Source organism: Aeromonas sp. QDB25, assembly GCF_027707725.1.
GTDB classification, from domain to species: domain Bacteria; phylum Pseudomonadota; class Gammaproteobacteria; order Enterobacterales; family Aeromonadaceae; genus Aeromonas; species Aeromonas caviae.
In genome coordinates this window covers 1-25,373 of sequence record NZ_JAPCIZ010000042.1, presented here as the reverse complement: position 1 = coordinate 25,373, position 25,373 = coordinate 1, and the positions used below count along the sequence as shown (strand labels likewise).

Annotated in this window: 17 protein-coding genes; 12 read left to right on the top strand and 5 right to left on the bottom strand. The window is 58.9% G+C overall.

The annotated features are described in order from the left end of the window. The first annotated feature begins 101 nt into the window (after positions 1–101). Positions 102–482: a diacylglycerol kinase gene (locus PG883_RS14745; RefSeq protein WP_052816484.1), complete on the top strand. Its 381-nt coding sequence runs from the start codon at positions 102–104 to the stop codon at positions 480–482. A 78-nt stretch (positions 483–560) separates the two neighbouring features. Here the strand turns inward: PG883_RS14745 and serA are convergent, their stop codons facing one another. Both serA and rpiA read right to left on the bottom strand, forming a co-directional pair. Further along, positions 561–1,793, bottom strand: a complete 1,233-nt coding sequence (gene serA / locus PG883_RS14740) for a phosphoglycerate dehydrogenase (protein WP_039040384.1) — start codon at positions 1,791–1,793, stop codon at positions 561–563. 265 nt (positions 1,794–2,058) lie between these two features. Continuing rightward, the gene (gene rpiA, locus PG883_RS14735) at positions 2,059–2,712 is read right to left on the bottom strand and encodes a ribose-5-phosphate isomerase RpiA (RefSeq protein ID WP_039040383.1); all 654 of its coding nucleotides are present in this window, start codon (positions 2,710–2,712) and stop codon (positions 2,059–2,061) included. Between the two features lie 250 nt (positions 2,713–2,962). Between rpiA and PG883_RS14730 the strand changes: the two genes are divergently transcribed. Genes PG883_RS14730 through PG883_RS14710 form a run of 5 tightly spaced genes read left to right on the top strand, consistent with a single transcriptional unit; the run spans position 2,963 to position 11,903 of the window. Continuing rightward, complete coding sequence (locus tag PG883_RS14730) at positions 2,963–4,993, top strand: type I restriction-modification system subunit M (protein WP_100229849.1); 2,031 nt, start codon at positions 2,963–2,965, stop codon at positions 4,991–4,993. Continuing rightward, complete coding sequence (locus PG883_RS14725; RefSeq protein ID WP_100229850.1) at positions 4,990–6,039, top strand: PDDEXK nuclease domain-containing protein; 1,050 nt, start codon at positions 4,990–4,992, stop codon at positions 6,037–6,039. The genes PG883_RS14730 and PG883_RS14725 overlap by 4 nt, the downstream gene beginning before the upstream one ends. Beyond that, positions 6,036–7,361 carry a restriction endonuclease subunit S gene (locus tag PG883_RS14720; RefSeq protein WP_025760282.1) on the top strand — a complete coding sequence of 442 codons (1,326 nt, stop codon included), beginning with the start codon at positions 6,036–6,038 and terminating at the stop codon, positions 7,359–7,361. The genes PG883_RS14725 and PG883_RS14720 overlap by 4 nt, the downstream gene beginning before the upstream one ends. Next, positions 7,358–10,606, top strand: a complete 3,249-nt coding sequence (locus tag PG883_RS14715) for a type I restriction endonuclease subunit R (RefSeq protein WP_100229851.1) — start codon at positions 7,358–7,360, stop codon at positions 10,604–10,606. Before PG883_RS14720 ends, PG883_RS14715 begins: the two co-directional genes overlap by 4 nt. After that, positions 10,599–11,903, top strand: coding sequence for an ISL3-like element ISSm4 family transposase (locus PG883_RS14710; protein WP_076611309.1), 1,305 nt, complete (start codon positions 10,599–10,601; stop codon positions 11,901–11,903). Before PG883_RS14715 ends, PG883_RS14710 begins: the two co-directional genes overlap by 8 nt. Before the next feature lie 69 nt (positions 11,904–11,972). Here PG883_RS14710 and PG883_RS14705 read toward each other — a convergent pair whose 3' ends face one another. Continuing rightward, entirely contained in the window at positions 11,973–12,569 is a 597-nt protein-coding gene (locus tag PG883_RS14705; RefSeq protein WP_103858268.1) for a 5-formyltetrahydrofolate cyclo-ligase, read from the bottom strand. 104 nt (positions 12,570–12,673) lie between these two features. Next, the gene (locus PG883_RS14700; protein ID WP_103858269.1) at positions 12,674–14,020 is read right to left on the bottom strand and encodes a Na+/H+ antiporter NhaC family protein; all 1,347 of its coding nucleotides are present in this window, start codon (positions 14,018–14,020) and stop codon (positions 12,674–12,676) included. Between the two features lie 316 nt (positions 14,021–14,336). Here PG883_RS14700 and dapB point away from each other — a divergent pair, with 316 nt between their 5' ends. The 6 genes from dapB (at position 14,337) to PG883_RS14670 (ending at position 24,807) form a co-directional block, all read left to right on the top strand. Then, positions 14,337–15,149: a 4-hydroxy-tetrahydrodipicolinate reductase gene (dapB, locus tag PG883_RS14695; RefSeq protein WP_010675190.1), complete on the top strand. Its 813-nt coding sequence runs from the start codon at positions 14,337–14,339 to the stop codon at positions 15,147–15,149. Positions 15,150–15,808: 659 nt separating this feature from the next. After that, positions 15,809–16,945 carry a glutamine-hydrolyzing carbamoyl-phosphate synthase small subunit gene (gene carA / locus PG883_RS14690; protein ID WP_103858270.1) on the top strand — a complete coding sequence of 379 codons (1,137 nt, stop codon included), beginning with the start codon at positions 15,809–15,811 and terminating at the stop codon, positions 16,943–16,945. Positions 16,946–16,961: 16 nt separating this feature from the next. Next, positions 16,962–20,186 carry a carbamoyl-phosphate synthase large subunit gene (gene carB / locus PG883_RS14685; RefSeq protein ID WP_010675188.1) on the top strand — a complete coding sequence of 1,075 codons (3,225 nt, stop codon included), beginning with the start codon at positions 16,962–16,964 and terminating at the stop codon, positions 20,184–20,186. Positions 20,187–20,689: 503 nt separating this feature from the next. Further along, positions 20,690–22,348, top strand: a complete 1,659-nt coding sequence (gene leuA / locus PG883_RS14680) for a 2-isopropylmalate synthase (RefSeq protein ID WP_104454354.1) — start codon at positions 20,690–20,692, stop codon at positions 22,346–22,348. A gap of 244 nt (positions 22,349–22,592) precedes the next feature. Further along, positions 22,593–23,498 carry a GGDEF domain-containing protein gene (locus PG883_RS14675; RefSeq protein WP_111897067.1) on the top strand — a complete coding sequence of 302 codons (906 nt, stop codon included), beginning with the start codon at positions 22,593–22,595 and terminating at the stop codon, positions 23,496–23,498. Positions 23,499–23,643: 145 nt separating this feature from the next. Continuing rightward, the gene (locus PG883_RS14670) at positions 23,644–24,807 is read left to right on the top strand and encodes a DUF1615 domain-containing protein (RefSeq protein WP_174219062.1); all 1,164 of its coding nucleotides are present in this window, start codon (positions 23,644–23,646) and stop codon (positions 24,805–24,807) included. Positions 24,808–24,874: 67 nt separating this feature from the next. On the opposite strand, the gene PG883_RS14665 is transcribed toward PG883_RS14670, so the two are convergent. Then, complete coding sequence (locus PG883_RS14665) at positions 24,875–25,114, bottom strand: hypothetical protein (RefSeq protein WP_052224769.1); 240 nt, start codon at positions 25,112–25,114, stop codon at positions 24,875–24,877. Positions 25,115–25,373 lie beyond the last annotated feature (259 nt).

Genomic DNA, 25,373 nt, shown 5'->3' with positions numbered 1-25,373 from the left:
AAATGCAAGGGAATAAAATAAAGCAAAAGTCACCCGATGGAAACCTTGGGCGGCTCTGATAGGATGTGAACCCAAAAGCCATTTCAAATGAGGTAGTTATCGTGGCAAAGCCAGGCGCGACCGGGATCACCCGCATCATCAACGCAACCGGTTACAGCATGAAAGGTCTCAAATCGGCCTGGGTCAACGAGGCCGCCTTCCGTCAGGAGCTGCTGCTCATCTTGCTGCTGATGCCGCTGGCATTCTGGATAGGTGACTCCCTCAACGAGATCCTGCTGCTCGTCTGTATCAGCTGGCTGGTGGTGATCGTCGAGGTGCTCAACTCCGCCGTGGAGGCGGTGGTGGATCGCATCGGCTCCGAGCATCACGAACTCTCGGGCCGCGCCAAGGATCTGGGCTCCGCCGCCGTCTTCATCGCCCTGGCCCTCAATGCCCTGGTGTGGGGTGCCCTGGTGGGCCGCAACCTGCTGGGCTGGTGGTAGGTTGCGAGAGCAAGCTTTCTTCTGACATAAAAAAGCCCGTCATCACGACGGGCTTTTTGCTGCGCAGATAAGGGTTTATCAGTGCAGGATCCGGGCACGGATGGTGCCATTGATCTCTTTGAGACGGGCCAGGGCCTTCTCGCTGTGCTCGGTTTCGACGTCGATGACCACGTAACCGATCTCGCTGCTGGTCTGCAGGTACTGACCGGCGATGTTGATCCCCTCGTCGGCGAAGATCTGGTTGATCTGGTTCATCACGCCGGGCTGGTTGCGGTGAATGTGCAACAGGCGGCTGGAGCCCTTGTGGCCGGGCAGGGAGACTTCCGGGAAGTTGACCGCGGAGAGGGTGGAGCCGTTGTCGGAGTATTTGACCAGCTTGTTGGCCACTTCCAGACCGATGTTCTCCTGGGCTTCCTGGGTTGAGCCGCCGATGTGGGGGGTCAGGATCACGTTGTCCAGGCCACGCAGGGGGGTGAGGAACTCCTCGTCGTTGGACTTGGGCTCCACCGGGAAGACGTCGATGGCGGCGCCCGAGAGGTGACCGCTCTTGATGACGTCGGCCAGGGCGTCGATGTCCACCACGGTGCCGCGGGAGGCGTTGATGAAGATGGCGCCCGGTTTCATCATGCGCAGTTGCTCTGCACCGATGAGATCCTTGGTGGAGGCGGTTTCCGGTACGTGCAGGCTGATGACGTCAGACATGTTGAGCAGCTCCACCAGATTCGGCACCTGGATGGCGTTGCCAAGGGAGAGCTTGTTCTCGATGTCGTAGTAGTAGACCTTCATGCCGATCATCTCGGCGATGATGCCAAGCTGGGTGCCGATGTGGCCGTAGCCGATGATGCCGAGCTTCTTGCCGCGGGCTTCGACACTGCGGTTGGCCAGCTTCTCCCAAACGCCGCGATGGCACTTGGCGTTCTTCTCGGGAATGCCGCGCAGCAGCAGCAGGATCTCCCCCAGTACCAGTTCGGCCACGGAGCGGGTGTTGGAGAAGGGGGCGTTGAAGACGGGGATGCCGCGCACGTGGGCGGCGTCGAGGGAGACCTGGTTGGTGCCGATGCAGAAGCAGCCGATGGCCACCAGCTTGGTTGCAGCATCCAGGACCTTCTCGGTGATCTGAGTGCGTGAACGCAGGCCCACGAAATGCACGTCACGAATGCGCTCGATCAACTCCTCTTCCGACAGGGACGTCTTCAGATATTCCACATTGGTGTAGCCGGCTGCCCGAAAGGTCTCCACCGTGTTGGGATGGACTCCCTCCAGCAGCAGTACCTTGATCTTATCCTTGTCCAGCGAAAACTTGGCTGTCATGACGTTCCCTCTATTGTTTTGAAAAATGCGTTCAGGCTTGCAGTGTGAAGAAAACCGTAAAGTAGCAAAAACGTTTGGGAGAGGGAATATTTGTGACGAAAGTCAAATTCTTTGAAGTTATCAACGATTGTTGCAGATGTGCTGCTACAAGCCATTGAGGGATAACCAGAAACGGCGCCATGAGGCGCCGTTGTCCATTTGGGGCAGTCAGATTGACTGACCCGGGCAGGGGCTTGCCCGGAGGGGGAGGTCCGGGGAGCAGGCCTTAGTTGGTGATCACACCCTCGGGGGTGCCGATCAGCACAACGTCGGCGCCACGGTGGGCGAACAGGCCGTTGGTGACCACGCCCACGATGCTGTTGAGGCGGGTTTCCAGAGCCTTGGCATCGGTGATGGCCATGCCCTTGACGTCCAGGATGATGTTGCCGTTGTCGGTCACCACCCCTTCACGCCACACCGGGTTGCCGCCAAGGGCGCGGATCTCGCGGGCCACGTATTCGCGGGCCATGGGGATCACTTCCACCGGCAGGGGGAAGGTGCCCAGCACGTCGACGGTCTTGGTGTTGTCGATGATGCAGATGAACTGGTCGGCCACGGCGGCGACGATCTTCTCGCGGGTCAAGGCGGCGCCGCCCCCCTTGATCATGTCGCGGCTGGCGTTGATCTCGTCGGCACCATCCACGTAGACGGAGAGGGCATCGATGTCGTTGAGGTCAAACACCGGGATGCCGAGACCCTTGAGGCGCTCGGTGGAGGCGATGGAGCTCGACACCGCGCCCTTGATCTGGTCTTTCATGGTCGCCAGTGCGTCGATGAAGTGATTGACGGTAGAGCCGGTGCCCACCCCGACGATGGTGCCGGGTACCACGTATTTGAGCGCAGCCCAACCGGCCGCCTTCTTCATTTCATCTTGAGTCATGATGGATCCTTATGGAAAAAGCGGGCGCATTATATCCAAGCATCCCCCCCAGAGCGACCATGGTGCTCACGTTCCGGCGCAAAAATCCCCAAGATGTAAATCGTTTGCCTGTTTATTGGGCTATTTGCATCCTAGGGTTGAATCGGCGATATCCCAAAAAATAGACATTAGTCAGTTTTGTGCAATACGCGGTTGATTTGTCCTGCAACCATGATAGTCTGTTTTATGCAAACTATGGTTGGAGAACCGCATGGCAGAACATACAGGCTCAGGCGCATCACTGGCAGATTTCATCTGGAAAAATGCTGAAGACCTTTGGGGTGATTTCAAGCACACCGACTTTGGCAAAATCATATTGCCGTTCACGCTGCTGCGCCGCCTTGAGTGCGTTTTGGAGCCGACCCGCAAGGAAGTCTGTGACTCTCATGCTGCTCATAAGGCATCCGGGATCGACATTGACCTGATCCTGCGTCAAGCCACTCGCTACCCGTTCTACAACACATCTGAATACGCGCTGGGTAATTTGGGCAGCACCAAGACCCGCCAGAACCTCCAAGACTACATCGCCCACTTCTCCGACAATGCTCGGATTATCTTCGAGCAATTCGATTTCTCGAATACTGTTATCCGGCTCGACAAGGCCGGTGTGCTATTCAAGATTTGCAAGAATTTTGCAGGCGTTGATCTTCATCCAGAGGTCGTATCGGATCGGGTCATGAGCAATCTGTACGAACACCTCATTCGCCGCTTTGGTGCTGAGGTGAATGAAGGGGCTGAGGACTTCATGACGCCCCGCGATGTGGTGCATCTGGCCACGGCTCTGCTTCTTGATCCCGATGATGCGCTCTTCGAGTCCAATCCCGGTTTGATCCGCACCCTGTATGACCCGACCTGTGGCACAGGCGGCTTCCTGACCGATGCCATGAACCACGTCGCTGAATACAGCAATCGCTTCAAAGTTCCGCCTGTGCTTGTTCCGCACGGACAAGAGCTTGAGCCTGAAACTCATGCCGTCTGCCTGACCAGCATGTTGCTTCGCACGCTGGAATCTGATCCTGGCCGCGACCTGTCGAAGAATATCCGGCTGGGCAGCACTCTCTCCAATGACCAGTTCGCCAACGAGCGTTTCCATTACTGCCTCTCGAATCCTCCTTTTGGCAAGAAATGGGAGAAAGATTCCGACGTCGTAAACACCGAGCACAAAGAAAAGAAATACGACGGTCGTTTTGGCCCAGGCCTGCCGCGCATCAACGACGGCTCCATGCTGTTCCTGCTGCACCTAGCCAGCAAGCTGGAGTTGCCGGAGAACGGCGGTGGCCGCGCCGCTATCGTGTTGTCCGGTTCGCCCTTGTTTAATGGTGGCGCATCGTCAGGAGAATCTGAAATTCGTCGCTGGCTGCTTGAAAACGATCTGGTTGAAGCCATCGTGGCGCTGCCCACGGAAATCTTCTTCCGCACAGGCATCGGCACTTACCTCTGGATCCTCTCGAACAAAAAGGCTGCGCACCGGGAAAAGAAGGTGCAACTGATCAATGCCACAAGTTTCTGGTCGTCGATCAAGAACGAAGGCAACAAGCGCCGCAGCGTTGATGATGATCATCGCAGCCAAATCGTCGACATCTATGCCGCTGCCGAGAACAGCGAAGTCTCCCGGATGATCGATTACCGCAGCTTTGGCTATCGCCGCATCAAGGTCTTGCGTCCGCTGCGCATGTCGCTGGTCATCGACGACAAAGGGCTGGCCAAGCTGCAAGACGAAAAGGCGTGGCAAAAGTTATCGGCAGAGCACCAACAAATCTGGCTGGACGCATTGCATCTGCACTTGGGCACGACCCAACTCGTTGGTTGGGCAGAAACCTTCGCCGATGAAATGGTGCGTTCGGTGCTGGCTGCTGGCACGGTTATCAAGGCAGGCAAACCCTTCGTGAAATCCTTGGTGAATTCATTTGGTCAGCGCGTTCCGCAGGGTGAGGCGGTACTCGATGCGAATGGTGTAGTGATCTCCGATCCTGAACTGACCGACTACGAGAATGTGCCGCTGACCGAAGACATCCGCGACTACCTTGCTCGTGAGGTGCTGCCACATCTGCCGGATGCCTATATTGATGAGTCCTTTTGCGACGAGAAGGACAAGAAAGTTGGCCGCGTGGGTTACGAAATCAACTTCAACCGCTTCTTCTACAAATATGTGCCGCCGCGCAAGCTGAATGACATCGATGCCGAACTGAAACAGGTTGAGTCGGAGATTGCCGCACTTCTCGCTGAGGTAGCCACAGAATGAGCCAATTAACCCACGCACCGGACGCTCTCCTGTCAGAAATCCGTGGCTTGATAGACGATGCCAGGCGGCAAGTTGCCCAGATCGCCAACAGCGCCTTGACGCTTACCTACTGGAAAATCGGCAAGCGAATTGGCGTTGAAATTCTTGGCGGTGAGCGTGCTGCCTACGGTAGCCAGATTGTCGTATCGCTGGCACGACAATTGGAGCAGGACTACGGCAACGGTTTTGGAGAGAAAAATCTCCGCAGAATGATCCAGTTCGCCGAAGTGTTCCCCGATGAAGGGATTGTCGTATCGCTGATACGAGAATTGACCTGGACGCACTTCATTGCCTTATTGCCGCTGAAAGACCCGCTCGCCCGCGAGTTCTACGCCGAAATGTGCCGTGTGGAGCGCTGGAGTGTTCGTACCTTGCGGCAGAAGATCAACGGCATGCTTTTCGAGCGCACGGTCCTGTCGAAAAACAGCGAGGAAGTTGTCCGACAGGAATTGGCCACCTTGCGCGACGGGCAGATGACGCCGGATATGGTGTTCCGTGATCCATATCTGCTCGATTTCCTTGGCCTCTCTGGCGCTTACAGCGAAAAAGACTTGGAGGCGGCCATCCTGCGCGAAATGGAGTCCTTCCTGCTCGAAATGGGCAGCGGATTCTGTTTTGTTGAGCGGCAAAAGCGCATGAGCGTCGGTGGAGATGATTTTTACCTCGACCTCCTGTTCTATCACCGCCATCTGCGCCGCCTGGTGGCCATTGAACTGAAGCTGGAGAAATTCCAGCCCAGCCACAAAGGCCAGATGGAGCTTTATCTGCGCTGGCTGGACAAGCACGAACGCACTGTCGGCGAAGAACCTCCGATTGGTCTCATTTTGTGCGCGAGTGCCGATGCCGAGCAGGTAGAACTGCTGCAACTGGATGAGGCCTCCATTCGGGTCGCGGAATACCTGGTCGAATTGCCGCCCGTTGCGGTACTGCGGGAGCGTCTGCATCGTGCCATCGAGCACGCACGGGAACGCACCGCCCTGGCTGCGTCGGATGGAGAGCAAGCATGAGCCACTACAAGCCTTACCCGGTCTATCGGGATTCCGGCGTGGAATGGATTGGACAGGTGCCGGAGCATTGGCGGGTTACTCCGCTCAAGGTAATTGCGGAAACCGTAAATGGCACAACTCCCGAAAGCGGCAAACCAGAATACTGGGATGGGGATATTGCGTGGTACACCCCGACAGACATCGATAATGAAGTCGCGTCAGAACTTGGAGTTCCACGTCGCTACATTACCCAAGCGGGCTATGAAAGCTGTGCTGTAAAACTATCCCCTCCTGGAAGCGTGATTCTCAGTACCCGCGCACCTATTGGTAGTGTTGGAATAACAACGATCCCTTCAACAATTAACCAAGGCTGCCGCACTCTAATACCGGCGCAGGATGTACCCACAAGTTATTTGGCATCAACGTTAGTTGCAGCCAGAGAAGAATTGCGGCTGCGGGGTAACGGCACGACCTTTCAGGAATTGTCGACTGAGGCGTTAAGGTCTTTGCGTGTTCCAATGCCTCCGCGTTCGGAGTGCGTTTCTATTGCCAGCGGCCTTGACCGCGAAACCGCCCGCTTCGACGCCTTGATTGCCAAGAAAACCCGCTTCATCGAACTGCTGAAGGAAAAGCGCCAGGCGCTCATCACGCATGCCGTCACCAAGGGGCTGAACCCCAAGGCGAAGATGAAGGCTTCTGGGGTGGAGTGGATTGGGGAGGTGCCGGAGCATTGGGCTGTTTGCAAGCTCAGTTACAGGTACTCAGTTGAACTGGGAAAGATGTTGGACGAGAAGCGCATCACGGGGCAACACCCGATCCCCTATTTGAGGAACAAGGATGTTCAATGGGACAGCATCAATACTGCTGAACTCCCTGTAATGGATATAGCGCCAAATGAACACGAGCGTTACACCGTCAGGAATGGCGACCTCTTGGTGTGCGAGGGTGGTGATATTGGTCGTTCTGCCGTTTGGCGCGGCTCTGACAACGTTATTGGTTACCAAAAAGCTCTTCACCGCCTTAGAAGCCTTTCACCAGACAAAGACTGTGTTGAGTTCTATGTTTATGTTCTTGGCGCGGCAAAAAGGAATGGGGTGTTCGAAGAGGGCGAAACGAAATCCACGATCTCGCATCTACCCGCCGAAAAGTTCAGAGAGTACCGGTTTGCGTTTCCACCTGTTGATGAGCAGATCGAGATCATGACCTCTCTGAAACAAACCCTCGGGCGAATTGATCTTCTCACCGAAAAAACCCAGCGCAGCATCGATCTGCTTAGAGAGCGCCGCGCTGCCTTCATCACCGCTGCCGTCACCGGCCAAATCGACCTTCGGGAGTCCGCATGAGCGACACCGCACACCAAGAGAAGCACTTCGAGAGCTACATCGTTTCCAAGTTGGAGGCACAAGGCTGGAAGGTTGGCGAAACCGCCCAATACGATACCGAGCGGGCGTTGTATGCTGACGATCTTATTGCTTGGCTGGAAGGCTCCGGCCAAGGCGAGAAGTGGGCCAAGCTCAAGAAGGACAATGGTGATCGTGCGCTCGACACCCTGATGGATCGGCTGACCAAGGCGCTGGAAACGCATGGGGCGGTTCAAGTGCTGCGTCAAGGCTTCTCCATTGCTGGGTGTGGGCATCTTGATCTCTCTGAAGCCGCGCCTGAAGACATGCGTAACGCCGACGTGCTGAAGCGCTATGCCGCCAATATCCTGCGTGTGGTGCCGCAGCTTCAGTACCACCCATCACGCAAGCTGGCGATTGATCTGGTGCTGTTCATCAACGGCATTCCGGTGGCGACCGTTGAACTCAAGACCGACTTTACCCAGTCGGCAGAAGCGGCGATGGATCAGTACCGCACCGACCGGCTGCCCTACGACTCCAAGACCAAACGCAAGGAACCGCTGCTGACGTTTAAGCGCGGGGCTGTCGTGCATTTTGCGATGTCTGACTCCGACATCCAGATGGCCACCAAGCTCGACGGGGAAAACACCTTCTTTCTGCCATTCAACAAGGGAGACAAAGGCCACGCAGGCAACCCCGAGGGTGAGAGAAAGCCCGATGGCACACAGGAATATCCTGTTGCTTACTTCTGGGAGCAGGTCTGTCAGCCGGATGCGTGGCTGCGCATCTTCCACAGCTTCGTCTATGTCGAAAAGAAGGATGTGGTTGACCTGAAAGGCAACTGGTCGAAGAAGGAAACGCTGATCTTCCCGCGCTTCCACCAATGGTCGGCGGTCAATGAGATGATCGCCGATGCCAAGAAAAACGGCCCCGGCTTGTCGTATCTGGCTGATCACAGCGCGGGCTCCGGCAAGACCAGCACGATTTCATGGACGGCGCACGATCTGGTGAAATTGCGTCGTGACAATGGTGAATCGATCTTCAACAGCGTCATCATCGTGACGGATCGCAATGTGCTGGATGGGCAGCTTCAGGATGCGGTGAAGCAGCTCGACCATCAGTTCGGCGTGATCGCTGCGATTGATCGCCAGAAGTCCTCGAAGTCGAAGAGCCAGCAGTTGGCGGATGCCTTGCTGGCGGGCACGCCCATTATCGTCGTGACCATTCAGACCTTCCCCTTTGCGATGGAAGCCATCGTGACGGACAAGACGCTGAAGGGTAAAAATTTCGCGGTCATCATCGACGAAGCACATAACTCACAAACCGGCTCGACCGCCGCCAAGCTACAGACGGCGCTGGCCATGAGCGGCAATGGCAAGATGAGCACGCTGACGGTGGAAGAGCTGCTTGAGCAGCTTCAAAAATCGCGGGCACGTCCGGACAACATCAGCTATTTCGCCTTCACCGGCACGCCGAAGCATTCCACGATGATGCTCTTTGGCCGACCGACCGACCCGACACAACCAGCCTCGAAAAGTAATCTTCCCCGCGCATTCCACCGCTACCCGATGCGGCAAGCCATTGAGGAAGGCTTCATTCTGGATGTGCTGCTGGGCTACGTGCCCTACAAGACGGCGTTCAACCTCGCCAAGCAGATCGAGGATAGCAAACGGGTGAGCGGCAAGGCAGCTAAACGGGCCTTGGCACAATGGATGTCGCTGCACCCGACCAATGTCACCCAGAAGGTGCAATTCATCATCGAGCACTTCAGCAAGAACGTGGCGCACCGGCTCGATGGCAAGGGCAAGGCGATGGTTGTCACCAGTTCACGGGCTGCGGCGATCCGCTACAAGAAGAGCTTTGACGCCTACATTGCCAAACACTCGGAATATTCTGGCATTCGCTCATTGATTGCCTTCTCCGGAAAGATGACGGGCAAGCAAGTGATACACGCCGCCGACGACCGTCTGGTTGGTGACACTTTCTTGGTGGATGAGAGCGAGGAGTTCACCGAGGACAGCATGAATCCCGAGGTGAATGGCCAAGACTTGCGCTTTGCCTTTGATCGCCCGGAATACCGGGTAATGCTGGTAGCCGACAAGTTCCAGACAGGTTTCGACCAACCAAAATTGGTGGCAATGTACGTCGACAAGAAGATCGCCAACGATGTGGAAATCGTCCAGACCTTCTCCCGCCTCAACCGAATGGCACCTGGCAAGGATGAGGTCTTTATCATCGACTTCGTGAATGATCCAGCCAACGTCCGCCGTGCCTTTGCCATGTATGACGACGGGGCGCAGATTGATGATGTTCAAGACCTCAATGTAGTTTACGAGATCAAGGAACAACTCGACGCCCAAGGGTTGTACGAGGCAAGCGACCTGGAGAGCTTCAAAGAGGCTCGTTTCAAGACCATTCGTGACATCACCCATGCGCAGGAGCCGCAGCACAAGGCTCTGTATGCTGCGACCGAGAAACCGACGCGATTGTTCAATCAGCGTTTGAAGATGCTGCGTGAAGCGATTGCGACTTGGGAAGCCACCTTCGATAAGGCGCACACCCAAGGCGACGAGGCGGGCATGAAGTCTGCCGATCACCACCGGCAAGAACATGCCGACCAGATCAAGACGCTGATGGCTTTCAAGTCCGGTTTAGGGCGCTTCTGCCGTACCTACGCCTACGTGGCCCAGTTGATCGACTTTGGTGACCCGGAGCTGGAGAACTTCGCGGCCTTCGCCAGGCTGCTGCAAAAACGCTTGAGTGGCGAAACGCCGGAGAACGTCGACTTGAAAGGGTTGGTGCTCACGGGCTTCGACATCAAGGGCAAAGAGGACGACCCCTCTGAGGGTGACGATCCGCTGGTTCTAAAACCGATCGGCGCTGGCGGTGGCGGCGGCAAGGGCGACAACCCGCACTTCCTGCGCGAGCTTATCGACAAACTCAATCATCTGTTTGGCGATGCCACACCGTTGCGCGATCAGGCCACTTTCGTTAATCACATCGTTGCGATTGCCCGTGAGAATGATGTCGTGATGGCCCAAATCGAAAACAACACGCGAGATCAGGCGCTGAAAGGCAATCTGCCGGGCGCTGTCCAGCAGGGCGTTGTGCGGGCGCTGACCTCGCATCAAAAGCTTGCCACGTTGGTTCTAAAGTCGGATCGTCAGGCGATGGCTGGATTAACTGATGTAATTTATGAGCTGATCCGCGACCAGAAGAACATTGACCTGGGTGATCTAAATGTTTGATCTGCTCAACTTGCCTGGCGTAAAGCCAGTCGACCTGCGCATAGGCAGTAAAGGCATCACTGTCATTGCAGAGGTCGTTGAGGGAGACTTGCCGCAATGCCCTGACTGCGCAAAACCGCTGCATCGGCATGGGCGACGCGCAAACGTGTTTGCTGACACGCCAATGCAGATGCAGCCCGTTCGATTGGAAATCAGCCGCCCGCGTTACCGCTGCGACACATGTGGCAAAACCGTCACGCCGGAACTGCCATTTCTGGACGAAAAGCGCCGTGCTACAAAACGTCTGGTCGATGCCATTCGCCAGCGCTGCCTTGGCATGACCTTCCACGCCCTTGCGGAACAGACGGGCCTAGCGGTAAACACGATCAAGAACATAGCTCATGACTTGATTGAAGAGCTGGAAAGCACCGTTCGCTATGAGACGCCAGTCATCATGGGCATTGACGAGGTTAGCTTGGCTGGTGCCTACCGCTGCGTCATCACAAACCTTGCCACTAATAACGTCTTTCAAATATTGGAGTTTCGTACTCAAGACCATCTGAAACCGTTCTTCGAAAACTTGCCGAACAAGGATCGGGTTGAATGGGTTTGTACGGACATGTGGCGTCCCTTCAAACGCTCATTCAGCCAATATTTGCCGAATGCAAAGCTGGTCATCGACAAGTTTCATGTCGTGAAAATGGCATCCGAAGCCTTGGAGGAAGAGAGAAAGAAGTATCAATCCACGCTGACCAAGGATGAACGCATCCAAGTAAAAAAGTCGATCCGTTGGCTTGTACTGAAGCGGCCAGACAACCTTAGCCCCGCAGAGCAGAAAGCGCTGCTGATTGTTCGACAGACAATTCCCGGCTTGGCTCAGGCCTATGACTTCAAGGAATCTTTTTTTAAGATTTACGACGAACCGGACAAAAAGGCTGCAATGCTCGCCTTTGAGGCATGGGAAAACAGTTTGCCTGAGAAGGAAATGGAGAAGTTTCATGGTCTTGCCAAGACTGTGCATAACCACTATGACGACATCTTCGCTTATTGGGATTCGCCCAATCGAATAACAAATGCCTACACAGAATGCCTGAACGGACTGATCAAGGTCTCCAATCGGTTGGGGCGTGGGTACAGCTACGACATCATTCGGGCCAAAACGCTGTATGCAAAACACGCCCGTAAAGTGGGAAGCGGAGTACGTCTGACAGCCCCTTCAGTGACAGCAATTCCAACCAAGAGTGTGTCTGAAACGGTTGAGTACGGACCTCACATTCCAACCTTGATCGAGAACGCCGAAGCTGGCGACTTTGATTGAAAATCAGAGTGTTCCAACCATAGATTGCAAATAGCCGTTTATTGAACCGAAGGGGGCGCCCCCGCCTGATCAGGCAAAGTGCCAGCTGCGGCTGGGGGTGATGATCTGGGGGAGCGGCACGTCCCACTGCTCCCGGGGGACGGCATCCACCTGCTGGCAGTCGTGGGCGAGCCCCAGGGGTCTTGGGCCGAGCTGGTGCTCGTGCCAGCAGGCGAGGGTGCGATCGTAGTAGCCGCCCCCCATGCCGAGGCGGTTGCCAGCCTCATCGAAGGCCACCAGCGGGGTGCAGATGATGTCCAGCATGCTGTGGGGCAGCACCTGCTGCACGTCGAGCTCGGGCTCGGCGATGCCGTAGCGGTTGCGGGTCATGGGGGTGGTGGCGGTGTAGCGCAAGAAGAGCAGGTGACCCGGGGTGAAGGGGTGCAGCACCGGCAGGTAGACCTCCTTTTGCCGGGCCCACAGCCAGTGGATGGCGGGCAGGGGATCGAGCTCCCCGTCGTTGGCCAGATAGAGGGCGATGCGACTGGCCGCGAGGATGCCGGGGTGTTCCTGGAAGCGTTCGACCAGCTGTTGGGCCGCCGCCTGCTGCTCGGCCTGGCTCAGGCTTTTTCTGCGCTGGCGAATGAGCTGGCGCAGGTTCTGGCGTTCGGGTTGGGTATCCGGCATGGGGACTCCTGGGCAAAGGTGGGCTGGCGCTACCTTAGCAAGGGGCCGACGGGATGAAAAGCTGATGGCGGGGCCGCCAGCCGGGCGGCCCCTGAGGTCGGGTGTCAGGAACGGTGGGGGGCGGGAGCCACTGCGCCCATCTGGTGCTTGAGGAAGACGGCCACGATGGCGGCCAGGGCCAGCGCCATGGGGTAGAGGCTCATGCTCACGACCAGGATCGGCGAGAGGGCGAAGATGGAACCCAGCAGCAGCGCCTGGGCGCCCCAGGGAATCAGCCCCTGTACCACGCAGGAGAAGATGTCCAGCATGGAGGCGGCGCGGCGCGGGGTGACCCCGTGATGGTCCGCCAGATCCCTGGCCACCTTGCTCGCGACTATGATGGCCACGGTGTTGTTGGCGGTGCACAGGTTGGTGAGGCTCACCACGCCGGCGATGCCGAGCTCGGCCGCCTTCTCGTTCTGCTCGCCATCGTGGTGGCGGGTGAAGCGGGCAATCAGGGCGGCGATGCGCTCACTTATCCAGGCTAGCCCCCCCTGGCGTTCCATCAGGGCACCCAGACCACCGATGAGCATGGAGAGCAGGAAGATCTCCTGCATGCTGGTGAAGCCCTGATAGATGTCCTTGCTGAACTGGCCGAGGGAGTAGCTGCCAAGCAGCCCCACGCCACCGGCCGCCAGGATGCCGAGCCCCAGTACCATGAAGACGTTCATGCCAGAGAGGGCCAGCACCAGGATCAGCAGATAGGGGGCGACCTTGAGCAAGTCCGCCTCGGCGGTGGGGGCCGGCGCTTCACCGGTGGAGCCCAGCACCAGATAGAGCAGGATCACCAGCACGGCGGCGGGGGCGGCAATCTTGATGTTCTCGCGAAACTTGTCCTTCATCTCGCAGCCCTGGCTGCGGGTGGCGGCGATGGTGGTGTCTGAGATGATGGAGAGGTTGTCCCCGAACATGGCGCCGGAGAGGATGGTCCCCGCCATCAGCATCGGATCGATGCCGGCGGCCTGGGCGACGCCCAGCGCCACCGGTGCCACGGCGCCGATGGTGCCCATGGAGGTACCCATGGCGGTGGCAATGAAGGCAGAGATGAGGAAGAGCCCCGGCAGCAGGCACCAGCCCGGAATGAGGGAGAGGCCGAGGGCGACCGTGGCATCCACCCCGCCGGTGGCCTTGGCCACGGTGGCGAAGGCGCCCGCCAGCAAATAGATGAGGCACATGGCCATGATGTTGCTCTCGCCCACCCCCTTGAAGAAGGTCTCGAGGTTCTTGTTGAACCCCTCGCGTCCCATCAGCAGGGCCAGCATGACGGCAGGCAGGGCGGCAACGGGGGCGGGGAGCTGGTAGAAGGCGAACTCGACCCCCTGCAGGGTCAGCCAGGTACCGGTACCGATGAAGAGGGCAAGAAAGACCAGAAGGGGCAGCAGGGCTCTGGCACGGGGTTGGGTCTGGATCATGTGTTCCTCGAAACTTGAACAATGACCTCCTGTCGTTGCCTGTGGCGCCTCCAGGGCGGGCACAGGGCGGGCATCCTGCCACCATGGGGGGCCAACAGTAGTGAGTCGGCCCGCCCGGGTCAAGATAGCCATCCAGATGGATAGGGCTTTTTACTTCGTTATTCTGATTTGTCTGTTTATTCCGTCATTTATTCTGTTTTTATTGAATTTATCGTTTAAATGTCGGGGTGGTTTGGCGGGCCAGATCGGGCTTTTCAAAGGGGGCGCGGGCTGGTAAAACGGTCTCTTTCCATAATAAAGAGATGAGAGGGTGGAGATGGACAATCCGATCCGTGTGGCCGTGATGGGCTGTAATGGTCGTATGGGCAAGGTGCTGCTGGAGGCTATCGCCAACGCCGAGGGCGTGGTGGTGGGAGCGGCGCTGGAACGACCGGGCTCTGCCGTGATCGGTCTGGATGCGGGTGAACTCAACGGCCTGGGGCGCCTTGGCGTCATCATCAGCGACAGTCTGGAGAAGGTGAAGGACGAATTCGATCTCATCATCGACTTCACTCGCCCCGAGGTGACCCTGGCGAACCTCGCCTTTGCACTGGCGCATGGCAAGCAGATGGTGATCGGCACCACCGGCTTTGACGAGGCGGGCAAGGCGGCCCTGCACGAGGCGGGCAAGCAGATCGGCATCGTCTTCGCCTCCAACTACTCGGTCGGGGTCAACCTGGTGTTCAAGCTGCTGGAGCAGGCGGCCAGGGTGATGGGGGAGTACACCGACATCGAGATCATCGAGGGGCACCACAGACACAAGGTGGATGCTCCGTCCGGCACTGCGCTCTCCATGGGGGAAGTGGTGGCGAAAACCCTGGGCCGGGATCTCAAAGAGTGCGCCGTCTATGGCCGTGAGGGGATCACCGGTGAGCGGGATCGCAACACCATCGGCTTTGCCACCATCCGCGCCGGAGATCTGGTGGGGGAGCACACCGTCATGTTCGCCGACATCGGCGAGCGGGTCGAGATCAGCCACAAGGCTTCCAGCCGTCTGACCTTCGCCAACGGTGCAGTGCGGGCGGGCAAGTGGCTCGGCCAGCAAGGGGCCGGTCTCTATGATATGCAGGATGTGCTCGGTCTGAAATAAACCGTCTTCAGGGGGAGTGCAGACTCCCGTACTGGTTGCCAAACCCCGGTCCGCCGGGGTTTTTTGTCACTTTTTTGTAGAAATGAGCCTTAATCATCACTTTTTGAGTGAACCTCGCTAAATCCTGCCATTCTTACAAGCCTGCCACCCTCTTGCGACAAAAATGTCATCAAGGGGTAACGGGTTTGGGTCTCAATATTCCCCTGCGGGGGGCATTTCGCCTTGATGTGAAATAGACTAAAAATGCAATCCAAGAAAAACGTTTTCTATTCTTGGCGTTCACTTTTCTGGCTTCAAATGGTGTTTTTGCTGTCGTGTTGTTTATTTTTTAATTTTCTATCTTGCTGTTTATTAAGTGGTAAATTTGGTTTTTTGTACGTTGCATGGCATCGGGCGCCGCTTTGTGGTCTGTGTTTGGCTTTTCTTTTTGAAGAGGGGGTTGCAAAGCGAGTGAGTGCATAGATAATGGGTAATGTTGCTTGTTTATTGAATTTAGATGCATTTCAAACGAGAAAAGACGTTGAAATGAGATCGTTTTTAAGTAGAATGCGCCCAATTTGCCAGAAATCTGCCGGGTTCGAGTCCTGTCAAAGACCGGAACCGAGCCCGCAACACCCAGGTAAATTGCTGAATTTAAAGCTAAATAACTGGAGGTTGTCTTGAATCACACTGCATTGCTAGTGCTGGAAGATGGAACTGTGTTCAAAGGCGTGTCGATAGGCGCCGAGGGATGTTCCGTTGGTGAAGTGGTTTTCAACACGTCGATGACGGGTTATCAGGAAATCCTCACAGATCCCTCCTATTCCCGTCAGATCGTTACCCTCACTTACCCCCATATAGGCAACACCGGCACCAACAGCGAAGATGAAGAGTCCAGTCAGGTCCATGCTCAGGGCCTCATCATCCGGGACCTTCCGATACTGGCCTCCAACTTCCGCAATCAGCAATCCCTCTCCGATTACCTCAAGTCCCACAACATCGTTGGCATCGCCGACATCGACACCCGCAAGCTGACCCGCATCCTGCGTGAAAAAGGCGCCCAGGCCGGTTGCATCCTGGCCGGCAAGCAGCTCGATGAAGCCCATGCCCTCGAACAGGCCCGCGCCTTCCCCGGTTTGAAGGGGATGGACCTGGCCAAGGAAGTGACCGTGAGCGAATCCTACAGCTGGACTGAAGGCAGCTGGCAGCTCGGCAAGGGTCATGTCACCCCGACGGCCGATGAGTTGAAATACCATGTGGTGGCCTACGACTTCGGCGTGAAGCGCAACATTCTGCGCATGCTGGTGGACCGTGGCTGCCGCCTGACCGTGGTGCCGGCCAAGACCCCGGCCGCCGAGGTACTGGCGATGAACCCGGATGGTATCTTCCTCTCCAACGGCCCCGGCGACCCCGAGCCGTGCGACTACGCCATCGAGGCGATCAAGACCTTCCTTGATACCAACACGCCGGTGTTCGGTATCTGCCTGGGCCACCAGTTGCTGGGCCTGGCCTCCGGCGCCAAGACCATCAAGATGAAGTTCGGCCACCACGGTGCCAACCACCCGGTGAAGAGTCTGGACGACAACACCGTGATGATCACCGCCCAGAACCACGGCTTTGCGGTGGACGAGCAGACCCTGCCCGAGTGCCTGCGTGCCACCCACGTCTCCCTGTTCGATGGGTCGCTCCAGGGCATCCATCGCACCGACCGTCCGGCCTTCAGCTTCCAGGGTCACCCCGAAGCGAGCCCGGGCCCGCACGATTGTGCCGGTCTGTTCGACCACTTTATTGAATTGATTAAGCAGTATCGCGCCTAAGAGGATAAAGAGAGCCATGCCAAAACGTAACGACCTACAGAGCATCCTGATCCTCGGCGCCGGCCCCATCGTCATCGGTCAGGCCTGCGAATTCGACTACTCCGGCGCCCAGGCGTGCAAGGCCCTGAAAGAAGAGGGCTACCGCGTCATCCTGGTGAACTCCAACCCGGCCACCATCATGACCGACCCGGAGATGGCCGACGCCACCTACATCGAGCCCATCACCTGGGAAGTGGTGCGCGAGATCATCAAGAAAGAGCGCCCGGACGCCATCCTGCCCACCATGGGTGGTCAGACTGCGCTGAACTGCGCCCTGGCGCTGGAGCAGCATGGCGTGCTCAAGGAGTTCGGTGTCGAGATGATCGGCGCCACCGCCGACGCCATCGACAAGGCCGAGGATCGCTCCCGCTTTGACAAGGCCATGCGCAGCATTGGCCTGGAGTGCCCGCGCGCCGGCATCGCCCACAACATGGAAGAGGCCTGGGGCGTGCAGCAGATGGTCGGCTTCCCCTGCATCATCCGTCCCTCCTTCACCATGGGCGGCTCCGGTGGCGGCATCGCCTACAACACCGAAGAGTTCGTCGAAATCTGCGAACGCGGCCTGGATCTCTCCCCCACCAAGGAGCTGCTCATCGACGAGTCGCTCATCGGCTGGAAAGAGTACGAGATGGAAGTGGTGCGGGATCGCAACGACAACTGCATCATCGTCTGCGCCATCGAGAACTTCGACCCCATGGGCATCCACACCGGTGACTCCATCACGGTCGCGCCAGCCCAGACGCTGACCGACAAGGAGTACCAGATCATGCGCAACGCCTCCATGGCGGTGCTGCGCGAGATCGGTGTCGAGACCGGCGGCTCCAACGTCCAGTTCGGCATCAACCCCAAAGACGGCCGCATGGTCATCATCGAGATGAACCCGCGGGTGTCGCGCTCCTCTGCGCTGGCCTCCAAGGCGACCGGCTTCCCCATCGCCAAGATCGCCGCCAAGCTCGCCATCGGTTACACCCTGGACGAGCTGATGAACGACATCACCGGCGGTCGCACCCCGGCCTCCTTCGAGCCGGCCATCGACTACGTGGTGACCAAGGTGCCGCGCTTCAACTTCGAGAAGTTCGCCGGCGCCAACGACCGTCTGACCACTCAGATGAAGTCCGTCGGCGAAGTAATGGCCATCGGCCGCAATTTCCAGGAGTCCCTGCACAAGGCCCTGCGTGGTCTCGAGACCGGCAAGACCGGCTTCGACCCCATGGTTGACCTCAACGCCCCCGACTCCCTGACCCGCATCCGTCACGAGCTGCAGGATGCCGGTGCCGAGCGCATCTTCTACATCGCCGACGCCTTCCGCGCCGGCCTCTCCATGGATGGCGTGTTCAAGCTGACCAAGATTGACCCCTGGTTCCTGGTGCAGATTGAAGAGCTGGTGAAACTGGAAGAGCAGGTGAAAGAGCGCGGCATGGCCGGTCTCGACGCCGACTTCCTGCGCGCCCTCAAGCGCAAAGGCTTTGCCGACGCCCGTCTGGCCAAGATCCTAGGCGTGGCCGAAGGTGAAGTGCGTAAATTGCGTGCCCGCCACAACATCTTCCCGGTCTACAAGCGGGTCGACACCTGCGCGGCCGAGTTTGCCACCAATACCGCCTACATGTACTCCAGCTATGACGAGGAGTGCGAGGCCAACCCCACCAACCGCGACAAGATCATGGTCATCGGTGGCGGCCCGAACCGTATCGGTCAGGGCATCGAGTTCGACTACTGCTGTGTGCATGCGGCCCTGGCCCTGCGTGAAGACGGTTACGAGACCATCATGGTCAACTGCAACCCGGAAACCGTCTCCACCGACTACGACACCTCGGATCGTCTCTACTTCGAGCCGGTGACCCTGGAAGACGTGCTGGAAATCGTGCGGGTCGAGCAGCCCAAGGGCGTCATCGTCCAGTACGGCGGCCAGACTCCGCTGAAACTGGCGCGGGCATTGGAAGCCAACGGCGTGCCGGTCATCGGGACCAGCCCGGATGCCATCGACCGAGCGGAAGATCGCGAGCGCTTCCAGTCCGCCGTCGAGCGCCTGGGGCTCAAGCAGCCGGAAAACGGCACCGTCACCGCCCTGGAGCAGGCCGTGCAACTGGCCACGCGCATCACCTACCCGCTGGTGGTTCGTCCCTCCTACGTGCTGGGTGGCCGCGCCATGGAAATCGTCTATGACGAGCAGGACCTGCGCCGCTACTTCGCCGAGGCAGTGAGCGTCTCCAACGAGTCGCCGGTGCTGCTGGACCGCTTCCTGGACGACGCCACCGAGGTGGACGTGGACGCCATCTGCGACGGCGTTGACGTGGTCATCGGCGGCATCATGGAGCACATCGAACAGGCCGGTATCCACTCCGGTGACTCCGCCTGCTCCCTGCCGCCCTACACCCTGTCCAAGGCCATCCAGGACGAGATGCGTGAGCAGGTACGCAAGCTGGCGCTGGAACTCGGCGTGGTCGGTCTGATGAACGTGCAGTTCGCGGTGAAAGACAACGAGATCTACCTCATCGAGGTGAACCCCCGTGCCGCCCGTACCGTGCCCTTCGTCTCCAAGGCCACCGGCGCTCCGCTGGCCAAGATTGCCGCCCGCGTCATGGCCGGTCAGAGCCTGAAAGAACAGGGCTTCACCACCGAGATCATCCCGCCCTACTACTCAGTGAAGGAAGTGGTACTGCCGTTCGCCAAGTTCCCGGGTGTGGACCCGCTGCTGGGGCCGGAAATGCGCTCCACCGGTGAAGTCATGGGGGTGGGCAGCAGCTTCGCCGAGGCCTATGCCAAGGCGCAGCTGGGTGCCGGTCACCAGGTACCGAGCGAAGGTCGCGCCCTCTTGTCCGTGCGCCACGGCGACAAGGAGCGGGTGGTGAACCTGGCCGCCAAGCTGCTGGAGCTGGGTTATGACCTCGACGCCACCCACGGCACCGCCGTGACCTTGGGCGAGGCGAGCATCAACCCGCGTCTGGTCAACAAGGTGCACGAGGGTCGTCCGCACATTCTGGATCGCATCAAGAATGGCGAGTACACCTACATCGTCAACACCGCCGAGGGTCGTCAGGCCATCGAGGACTCCAAGCAGCTGCGCCGTGGCGCCCTGCAGCACAAGGTGGCCTACACCACCACGCTGCACGCGGCCTTCGCCACCTGCATGGCCATCAGTGTCGATGCCACCGCCAATGTGAACTCGGTGCAGGAGCTGCACGAGAAGGTGAACAACCGCTAAGAGCTCCGGCAGCACGCTGCCCGCTCGATGCACGCAAACCCCGCCAGCAATGGCGGGGTTTTTTATTGCCTGTGCCCTGCCACTTCCGGGGAAACGCCTTCAAGGAAGATGGGTGAGATGGCGAATAAATCATCATGGGTGGTGATACTCACCCCATGAATGAACTTTCACTGCATCAATATTGCTGAATTGGCATGATGGGGTGCAATCTTCGCAATCTCTCGCCCCCACGACCTCCCTATACTGGGTGCTCATACAAACAAGGTCGTCTGCGCCGACACACCAAAAGGTGGCGTGCGAGAGGATCAGCGCCCGCAGCCCGATCCGGCTGCCGTGGCCGGCCCCGGTGACCGACGGGGGCCGCAGGAAAACCGGTCGCGGGGTTACCGCCGCGCGACTCGTCAGGGCCGGTGTTACCGCACCAACCCGCTTCCCCTCCTTGCCCCACCCGCCTGTCGGCCCGGTCGTCCGGCGCCTCGCCCATCCGTCAAGGGAATCTGAATATGAGCTTCGATCATCGCAAATACCGCCGTGCCCCCGTGATCAACCTGGCGGATCGCCAGTGGCCCAACCGGGTACTGGAGCGGGCACCGCTCTGGTGCGCCGTGGACCTGCGCGATGGCAACCAGGCGCTGGTCGAGCCCATGACGGTGGCCCAGAAGCTGCAAATGTGGGCGCTGATGACCCACATCGGTTTCAAGCACATCGAGGTGGGCTTCCCGGCGGCCTCCCAGCCCGACTTCGATTTTGTGCGCGAACTCATCGAGCGCAACCTCATCCCCGATGACGTCACCATCCAGGTGCTGGTGCAGGCGCGCGAAGATCTGATCGCCCGCACCTTCGAGGCGCTCAAGGGGGCGAAGCGGGCCATCGTTCACGTCTACAACTCGGTCAACCCGACCCAGCGCAACTATGTGTTCAACTCAGGCAAGGACGGGGTCAAGGCCATCGCCGTGCAGGGGGCGCGCTGGGTGAGGGAGTATGCGGCCCGCAATCCGGGCACCGAGTGGAGTTTCCAGTATTCTCCGGAGAGCTTCAGCAGCACCGAGGTGGAGTTCGCCGTCGAGGTGTGTGACGCCGTCATCGACGAGTGGCGTGCCGCTGCCCGCCCCATGATCCTGAACCTCCCCGCCACGGTGGAGGTGAGCACCCCCAATGTGTTTGCGGATCAGGTGGAGTGGTTCTGCCGCAACCTCAAGGCGCGACCCGAGGTGAGCATCTCCATCCACACCCACAACGACAGAGGCTGCGGGGTGGCCGCCGCCGAGCTGGCGGTGCTGGCGGGGGCGGATCGCATCGAGGGCACCCTGCTCGGCAACGGGGAGCGCACCGGCAACATGGACATCGTCACCATGGCCATGAACCTCTACAGCCAGGGGATTGACCCCGAGCTGGACCTGTCCGACATGGATGCCATCGTCGCCACAGTGGGGGCCTGCACCCAGATTGCCCTGCACCCGCGCCACCCCTATGCCGGCGAGCTGGTCTACACGGCGTTTTCCGGCAGCCACCAGGACGCCATCCGCAAGTCTCTCGCGGCAGAAAAACCGGATCACTACTGGGACGTGGCTTACCTGCCCATCGATCCTGCCGATCTCGGTCGCAGCTACGAGGCGGTGATCCGCATCAACAGCCAGTCCGGCAAGGGAGGGGTGACCTATCTGCTGGAACGTGACCTCGGTCTGCAACTGCCGCGCTGGCTGCAAATCGACTTCAGCCGCCGGGTGCAGGCCGAGGCTGAGGCGAGCAGCAGCGAAATCAGCCCGGAGCAGATCCGTACCCTGTTCGAGCAGCACTATCTCGAGCCTGCCCACGGCTATCGCATCGGGCGCTTCCAGCTCGGTCATGACAGTCAGGAGAGCCTGCGCCTGGAGTTGCAGACCCCCCACGGCACCCTGCAACTGTGCGGTGAAGGGGAGGGAGCCATCACCGCCCTGGTCAACGGCTGGCAGCGTCAGACCGGCATGCACATCGATGTGCTGGATTACTCCGAGCATGCGCTCACCGCCGGCACCGAATCCCGCGCCGCCGCCTATGTGCTGCTGAGCGTCGAGGGCACCCGGATGTGTGGCGTCGCCGTCGGTCGCGACGTGGTCAACGCCTCCCTGCAGGCGGTGATCAACGGCGCCGCCCAGCATCAGGCCCTGCGCCAGAGCGCCTGAGGCGGCACTGCCCGCTTGCCGTGAGGGCGAGCAGGGAAGGGCCGCCCACTCCGATGTCACGGCAGATCGCGCCGTCCCCGTTGCAACAATCCCCTGACCCATATGGTGAGGGGATTGTTTTTTATGGAAAAATCGGCCCACAATATCAGTGATTTGCCACCAGGAATGCCGTCGGGGTTCGCTGGCGATGGCAGCCAACGGCTGCCATTCGGGATAGAAGACATGCGCGCTTGGAGCCCAAAACATGATGAAGACTCCCCTCAGGTTATCCGTTCACCCCGCCCGGTTCTTCTCGCTTCCTCCCTGCCGTCGTCTCGCGCTGGTGAGCCTGCCCTGTCTGTTGCTGCTGACGGGGATCCTGGCCGGGGTCAGCTTTGATCCCCTGGCAGAGCACAACCTCTATACCGTCGGGGCTCTGGCCGAAGCGCTCAACGTGCTGACCCTGCTGTTCATGTTCTGGGTGGTGCAGTGTGCCCAGATCACCTTGAGAACCTATCTCTCCCTCACCGGCGGGCTGACCCTCTGGCTCGTTTCCGGCGTCATCGATCTGATGGATGAGGTCTATTTCCAGCCCTGGTGGCTCTCCACGGTGGAAGACAGCCTGCGCACGATCGGCATGCTGGCCTCGGCCTGGGGTGTGCTGCTGATGGTGCAGCAGATGTATGGCACCCAGATGCGGCTCTCCTCTCTCGCCATGTCAGACGAGCTGACCGGGCTCTCCAATCGCCGCGCGTTTCGCGCCGTGCTGGAGGCGCACGGAGAGGAGGGGACGCCGCTCCTGCTGCTGGATCTCGATCACTTCAAGCTGATCAACGATCGCTATGGCCACGCCATCGGCGACAATGTGCTGCGTGAATTCAGCACCCTGCTGCGCCAGCTCTGCCCATTGGATGGGGTGGTGGCACGCCTTGGGGGAGAGGAGTTTGCCATCTGGCTGCCCGGCATGACGGGCGACAAGGCCCGTGCGCTGGCGGAGCAGATAAGGTGCGCGACCGAAGAGCTGGTCTCAGGTGACGGGGTAAGATTCACCGTGAGCCTTGCCCTGGGCATTAGCCAGAGCGGGGAGGGGGTGGATGCCCTGCTCCAGCGTACCGATCTCGCCCTCTATCAGGCCAAGCATCGGGGACGCAACCGGGTGGAGCTGGCGTGATGGCGCCAGGGGATGCCGCAGCCAGCGGGCCAGCAGGTTCATCCGCCTTCATCTTGTCAGACTTGTTCCCTACAATGTCCGCCTCCATGCATTCGAGCCCTCTCATTCGTGATGAGGGGCAGGTCCCGCTCTTCAGGAAGCCTTCATGATCCCCTCTCACTCCTTGTTTCATGCCCATTGGCGCTGGTTGTCACTGCTTACCCTTGCCCTGCTGTCGGGTTGTGCCAGCGAGCCTCCCGCCCCGACCAGCCCGGCGACGCCGGCGGGGCGCCCCATTCCCAAGGCGATGCAGCCGCAAAAACCGGCCGACATGAAGAGCCGTATCGTGCGCTTCCTTCCGCGCAACGTGGTGGACAAGCCGGGCTGGGCCAATGACGTGGTGACGGCGCTCACCACCCAGGGGCTGACGGTGAGCGATCACAATGTCTGCAGCGTGCTGGCGGTGGCGGAGCAGGAGGCGACCTATCAGGCGGACCCCGTGGTGCCCAACCTCAACAAGATTGCCTGGAAGGAGATCAATGCCCGGGCCGGCAAGCTGCTGATCCCCGAGTTCATGGTGCGCACAGCCCTCTCCATCCAATCCCCCACCGGCAAGAGCTATGCCGAGCGTATCGACAAACTTCGCACCGAGCGGGAGATGAGCGAGATCTTCGAAGACATGATAGGCAGCGTCCCCATGGGCAAGCAGCTCTTTGGCAACCTCAACCCGGTGCGCACCGGCGGCCCCATGCAGGTGAGCGTCGCCTTTGCCGAAGCCAACGCCCGTGGCTACCCCTATCCCGTGAAGGAGTCCATTCGCCACGAGGTGTTCACTCGTCGGGGCGGCATCTGGTTTGGCACCAAACACATCTTCGGCTATCCCGCCGACTACCCGGATACCCTCTATCGCTTCGCCGACTTCAATGCGGGCTGGTACGCGAGCCGCAATGCGGCCTTCCAGGCGGCGGTAAGCCGGGTGAGTGGCAAGCCCCTGGCCCTGGACGGGGATCTCATCCGCTACGACTCGGATCTGCCCGGCAAGACCGAGCTCGCAGTGCACAGCATCGCCAGCCGCGTCAGCATGAGCAAGCAGGCTATTCACCAGAGCCTGAAGCTGGGGGACAGCAGCGACTTTGCCAAAAGCGATCTCTACCACAGGGTCTTCGCCTTGGCCGACAAACAGGCCGGGACACGGCAACCCCGCGCCATCTTGCCCGGTATCCAGCTAAAGAGCCCCAAGATCACCCGCAACCTCACCACCGCCTGGTTTGCCAAGCGGGTGGATGACAGGGAGCAATCCTGCGTACGGAAGATGGCGACAATTAAGTGATGAGGCGTTTGGTCAGTAAGAAATATAACAGCCGGTTGCCATGATTAATGACAACCGGCTGAAGTCATTAATAGGCTCTCCAGCGATACCCCTTGGCCTGCATACAATCGGTGATGACTTCGTTTTTTTCCTCATCAGAGATATTGTTCAGACGGATCTCATATTTGCATTGAGACAATGCAGTGAGAGTGTCATCGTGTGACACGCCCTCTTTTCTCCATGTTGGCTGCGGGTCAGATGCGCAGGATGTCAGCAATATACTCATGCTGGCGATCACCATTGTTACCGATATTTTTTTTATGCTCATTCATCAATTCCTTTGAATAGAGGTTATCTGGGTTTGTGATTATGGCCCCATGGTTGCCAGGTCTGTACCGCGGTTATTTTTCTAGCGTGTAATTTTGAATGATGTCATCCCCCTGCATTTTGGATATCCGCTGCATCCCCAAAACTGGGTCGCGAATTCAGATAATAACTGCAACACCCATGGTGCATAGGAGAGAAGAGGCCAACTGCCGGTTCTGGTACGCTTCTTCTCGCCAAAGAAACAAAGCGGAACACCATGA